3 protein-coding genes are annotated in these 5,731 nt (G+C 27.1%); all 3 read right to left on the bottom strand.

Annotated features, from left to right (window positions below):
* Nucleotides 1–203: 203 nt before the first annotated feature.
* From BM384_RS15085 to BM384_RS15075, 3 genes are read right to left on the bottom strand one after another with little or no spacing between them, the layout of a single operon-like run.
* Entirely contained in the window at nucleotides 204–1,487 is a 1,284-nt protein-coding gene (locus BM384_RS15085; protein ID WP_090014813.1) for an aminotransferase family protein, read from the bottom strand.
* 14 nt (nucleotides 1,488–1,501) lie between these two features.
* The gene (locus tag BM384_RS15080) at nucleotides 1,502–3,745 is read right to left on the bottom strand and encodes a radical SAM protein (protein ID WP_090014811.1); all 2,244 of its coding nucleotides are present in this window, start codon (nucleotides 3,743–3,745) and stop codon (nucleotides 1,502–1,504) included.
* A gap of 19 nt (nucleotides 3,746–3,764) precedes the next feature.
* Nucleotides 3,765–5,324, bottom strand: coding sequence for a sugar phosphate nucleotidyltransferase (locus tag BM384_RS15075; RefSeq protein ID WP_175537412.1), 1,560 nt, complete (start codon nucleotides 5,322–5,324; stop codon nucleotides 3,765–3,767).
* Nucleotides 5,325–5,731 lie beyond the last annotated feature (407 nt).

Raw genomic sequence — 5,731 nt, 5'->3', positions numbered from 1 at the left:
TTTTTAGAAAATACTTCTCAAAATAGTGCCGCTTAATTGATTTACATTTTTTGTAACCATTCGTGTTTTACAAATGGTTTGTTTGCTATACCCTTTTTTAAAAAATATTATTTTTTAAAATTTACTTGACTATTATTAGCTGGTCTCTTAATTTCATTACTTATGATCCTATGATTAAAGATGTAAATTTTATATTTATAATTTTATCTAAACATTTTATTAAAAACTTTCCCTATTTTATTAGCCATTAATTCAAGTTGCTCATAACTTGCAATAAAAGCTGGATATAACATAATTCCTGAATTCTGTTTTGGATTAAAAAAAGGATGTATTATAATTCCTCTTCTATAACAATTGTCCAAGAAACTTTCAAGCACTTCCTCTCGAAGATAACTATCTGTTCTAGTATCTTTCATTTCTATTGCTAGCATCATTCCTTTTCGTCTAAATAAAATACTAATATTTTTGCTACTCATTAAACTCTTTAATTTTTCTTCTAGATATGAGCCTTTGCTTTCTATTTCATCAAAAAATTCATCCTTCATAAAATCTAAAACTCCCAAGGCTGCTGCACATGCAATTGGATTTCCATTTTGACTTGAAAAATGTTCAATAAAACTATTTTTCATATTGAAAATTTCTATAACTTTTCCACCTAAAAGAACTCCTCCCATAGGTAAAAATCCATTATTTATAGCTTTTGAAATACACATTATATCTGGTATAACTTGTGAATGTTGATATGCGAACATTTTTCCTGTCCTTCCAAAGCCAGTTGCAACTTCATCAAATACAAGTACTATATTGTATTCATCACACTTTTCTTTAACAAATCTCAACACATCATTCTTTACTTCGATTACACCACCAGATCCCATAACTGGCTCCACGATAATTCCAGCTAATGTATTATGATGTTCATTAAAAAACTTTTCTACTTCTTTTTTCCAGCTTTCTTCATCTGAATCATTACACACATTAATCCAATTTATATCAGGTATTAATGGCTGATAATCCTTAGCGAATTGTTTATCAATTCCACTTATACTCATTGCTCCAAGTGTAGTTCCATGATAAGAATAGTTAAATGCACCTATTACAGCTCTATCATTACCTATAAGTTTTTGATACTTATGGCAAAACTTCATGGCTAATTCAGTAGCTTCAGAACCACTGCAAGTATAAACCATCTTAGAGAAATCTCCATTAAGCTTTTCTAGAAGTCTATTAGCATATTCCACAGTAACATTTGCAGGTGCTACATATAAATTAGAAAAAGTTAATGTCTTGGCTTGTTCGCAAATTTTATCTACAATATGTTTATTATCAAAACCAAAGGGCACATTCCATATTCCACTTATACAGTCTAAGTAAATCTTTCCATTTTCATCAGTTAGTACTATATTTTCACCTTTTATAAATAGTTCCCTTGAAAACTTATCTTTAAAAGCATACATAGGCATAACCATTTTATTTATATCAAACATATATTTTTTCCTTTCTATATTTGAACCTGACGATATAAAAGATTGTTCTTATAAAATAATTCAAATACCTGTTTACATAATTGTGTAGAAACATCCATAGATAAATTAGCCTCATCAGCTATAACCTTTATAATTTCATTAGGCTCCATTCTCTTTAATAATGCTTCTGCTATAAGCGCTATTTCCTTACTTATCTTATAAATCCTATTTGTATTTGGAGACCATACTGCATAGAATGAGTCTGTTAAAATTACAAATACGTATTTAGCAAAGAATGGTGCTTCATGTCCATCTTCATAATTATTCAAAAGATTTTGAATATGCTCATTTGAAACCTTTATTTTTTCTACAGGAATATTCGAAATTTCTCTATTAGTAAATTTCGAATTACAAATAACCATAGATTCTAATATAAAGTCTGTTATATAAGGTTTATTTATCATTAAATAACAATACTGTTCCTTCATAAAATCAGGCATACAAGCACATTTAGCACATCCTATTGCTGCTGAGCATTTAGAACAAGAGTTTTTTCTTAACTTTGTTTCATGCTCCACATAAGCTGACTGTGTAATATCAAATATTGAATCTTCAATAGTTCCTAAAGGTTTTTCCTTTTCATAGCAAGAATATACATTTCCATCACTATCAATTTCTATACGAGGAACTTTAGTTAAAGAACAATAATTTCTACTTAAAAAACGGCAAGCATTTTTCATTCTTGCATATAAAAGTGATGAATGTGAAATGCTCTTACTTTCATAGTATCGATCTACCTCTTCTATAAACCTAGCAAAATCTTTTTCTGTATTTATAGTTAATGTAACTAAATCAGTATTTTGATTACTATCCAAATTCCTATCTTTACAGTAAGAATCTTTAAACTCACAATATGATATCTCATTAAATTTAAGTCTAATGTTATTAACTATCCCATTAACATCTAACACATCATTATTAATAGTTATTAAATTTTTAGGAAAGCTTTGATTTTCTATAGATTTTTCTCTAATGTTCTCTATCCAATTTTCCTTTTTATATATCTTTTTTAAACTTTCTACATGATATAAATTTAAATTGCTTTCTTCTTTATCTCCAGTTACAAAGATAGAGCTATTTACACTGCACGCTTCATCAAGAAAATTTAATACATCCTCATTAATATCTTCACTATTAATTTTTACATGCTTAACAAATCCATTTAAAGGAACATTAATATATTCACCTGTTTGACTAAAAGCAAATCCTGTAGAGAAGGTTTGGAACTCCTTATCTAATTTTTGATTTATTTTCTTATTTTCTACTTTAGTTATATCCAATTCTTCCCAATATTTGTCTTTTCCATTGATAACTTTTGAACCTAAATTATTAGCTTGTACATATTTAATAAACTCTTCATTGTCACTTATTTGGTATATTAGCTCATTTTTAATAAATATAGCAGCAATTCTATTTTTATATTTTTCCAATGTTTCAATATCTTTGTTTTCAGCACAGTCCTTATTAAAAACTACTGATACTAGAAGATTTTCTGGTATATCTTCTTTAATCGATTCTATAAACTCCATACTAATCTTTGCTTCAAATATTATGTTTTGTTGATTTTCTTTTATTGCATTATATATACTTTCTCTATATTCATGATTGTCTAATGTCATTCCACTTAACTCAACATGTACTTTATCACCTTTAGATGATTTTCCAACAATGTCAATATCCTTTAATATAGAATTTAAATTTCTTGAAATATATTTACCTTTTTCTTTTCTTCCTATTAGAACTTCAACTTTTTCATTAAAACGTCCTAATTCTTTCTCACTATTAAATTGACTATATTCTTCTAAGAATAGTTTTTCACCTTCATAATCTATATCAAAAACTTCACAAATATTCTTTTCAAAATCATCAGATATAAACACATAATCTTCTTTAATATATTTTTTATATCTTTCATCCAGCTCTTCAACGGAATACAATACCACCTGACAGTCAGGTTCTTCTGACTCAATTTGTTTTGCTAAAGATAAATTTAATAATAAATTTTCATTATCTGTGATTAAAATAACTACCTCATCAGTAAAAGCAAGTATATCTTCACATATATCAACTACAGATGTTATATCTTTTTCCGAATACACATATGTATTTATACCTTTAGATCTTATATATTTTTCTAATATACAACTTTCAGCATTATATCTTGTTGTCCACAATCCATTAATATCTCTATTAAAATTAACTAAACATCCTGTTCTCAAACTTTTCACCTTCTAATAATTATTTTTTCAACACACAATAGTACATGTAAGATTTATCATCTTCATAGTAATCTTCAAACTTAACTTCAGAAAATCTTGTATGTGAAACAGCATCTTCTATCATTCTTCTATCAATCATATTTAAATACGTATATGATATATAGTGTTTTACTTCATCGTCAAAAACATTTAAATAAAAGTTAACTCTAGTTTTCATAGAAGTGAAATCATGTTGCTCTGCAAAAAATAATACATTCTTCTTATTATCTTTTTCATAAGATAGGTTATATAGATTTTCAATTACAGGCTGAGAATCTCTTTTCTTTATTTCATTATTATCAAAGATGAAATATCCTCCATCCTCTACATAGTCATATATATAATCTATAAACTCGGCTAAGTCCTTATCTATCAATCTTATTGTTGTTGCTGGAAATATAACTAAATTAAACTTTTCATTTACCAATTTAAAGTTTGTTATATCATCTTGTAATAAAGTTATATATCTTTTACATCTTCTATACTTATTCAATACTTTCTCTGAAAGTATATCTAGCATATCTTTACAAATATCAACCCCAGTAATTTTCACCTTATGCATAGCAAAAGGAATAGTTACTCTACCGCTTCCACAAGCTAATTCAAGAACTTTCTTTCCCCTACTTAAAGCTAAATAACTTCTAAAAAAATCAACTTCTTCCTGAACAAGTTTATTTTCCTCAACTTCATCAAAATTTTCATCTAAGTCTTGTGAATGACACATACAATCATATACTTCTGAAAATTTTGATTGATAAAACTTCACTAGTTCAACTTCTTTATTATTCACAGTATATAAATCTTTAAAAACCCCAAAAAAATATTTACTTAAATCCTTATCTTTTATATAATTGATTAATCTATTATAGTTCTTCTTTGAATTAACATTTTCGTAAAAACTAGTACATTCGAAGCTAGAAATTATTTGATTGGAATTTACAACATCAATGAATATATCTATTAAATCTCTTTTACCATCCAAATAGATTTTTCTAATATTTTTAAAAATAGATTTTTTTAACATTACCATGCCTGTCCCAGCATAATTGTTAAAAGGATTTTTAGGCTTTTCACAGAATTCAATAGGTTTTCCTTCTAAAGAATACTTTATAGAATAGGTTTCCTTAACTTGCTGTTGTGAAGATTTACAAATACCAAAAACACAATCGCTTTCTTCAAATATTTTAAGCCCTTCATCATATTTAGGCTCAAAATAATACTCATCTCCTAATTGCATTATCACATCATCATCAATTGTATCTAATGCAGCATTTAAAGCTCCTAAAATTCCATCTCTCTTTTCTTGTTTAACATAATTAATAGTAATTCCTCTGAAGTCTTTACCTATCTTTTCTCTAATAAATTCCTCAGCATATCCTACAACAATTGTAATTGCAGTTACTGGCATTGAATCAACTATATTTTCCAAAGCATTTTCTATTAGAGAACATCCATTAACCTCAATTAAACATTTATTTTTTTCTAAAATTTCAGATTTTATTCTCTTACCTTCGCCTGCCGCCAAAATTAATACTTGCACCAACTTCCACCTCTTATATAAAAAGTTAAAACATCCCAATATATATTTTCTTGATTTTATCATATCTTAAATTTTTTGTAAAATGTCTAACACATACTAAAAACGTGCAAATCACAAGTATAAAAAACATAAAGTAATCCCCAATGTCATTAAGTTAGCATTGTTAGATACTTGTTCCAAAGAAAAGAGATTGAAGATTTTACTCTTTAATCTCTTTATTCATATTTGAAGGCACAACAAATAGACAGATTTTCATCTGCCTGAAAAATTATTTTCAATTCTTGAAATTTATGCTACTCTGTATAGGAAGCCATGAAAAGTTTGTACTTTCAATTTACGTTCTCGATGCCTATCGGTAGTTGTCAAGAAGTTTGTCGCAAAGACTTATTAAAATCACATTGTTTTTT

Source organism: Clostridium sp. DSM 8431, from assembly GCF_900116755.1.
In the GTDB taxonomy this organism is placed as follows: domain Bacteria; phylum Bacillota; class Clostridia; order Clostridiales; family Clostridiaceae; genus Clostridium.
The sequence above is the reverse complement of the archived record's forward strand: the minus strand, read 5'-3'. Positions and strand labels throughout refer to the sequence as shown.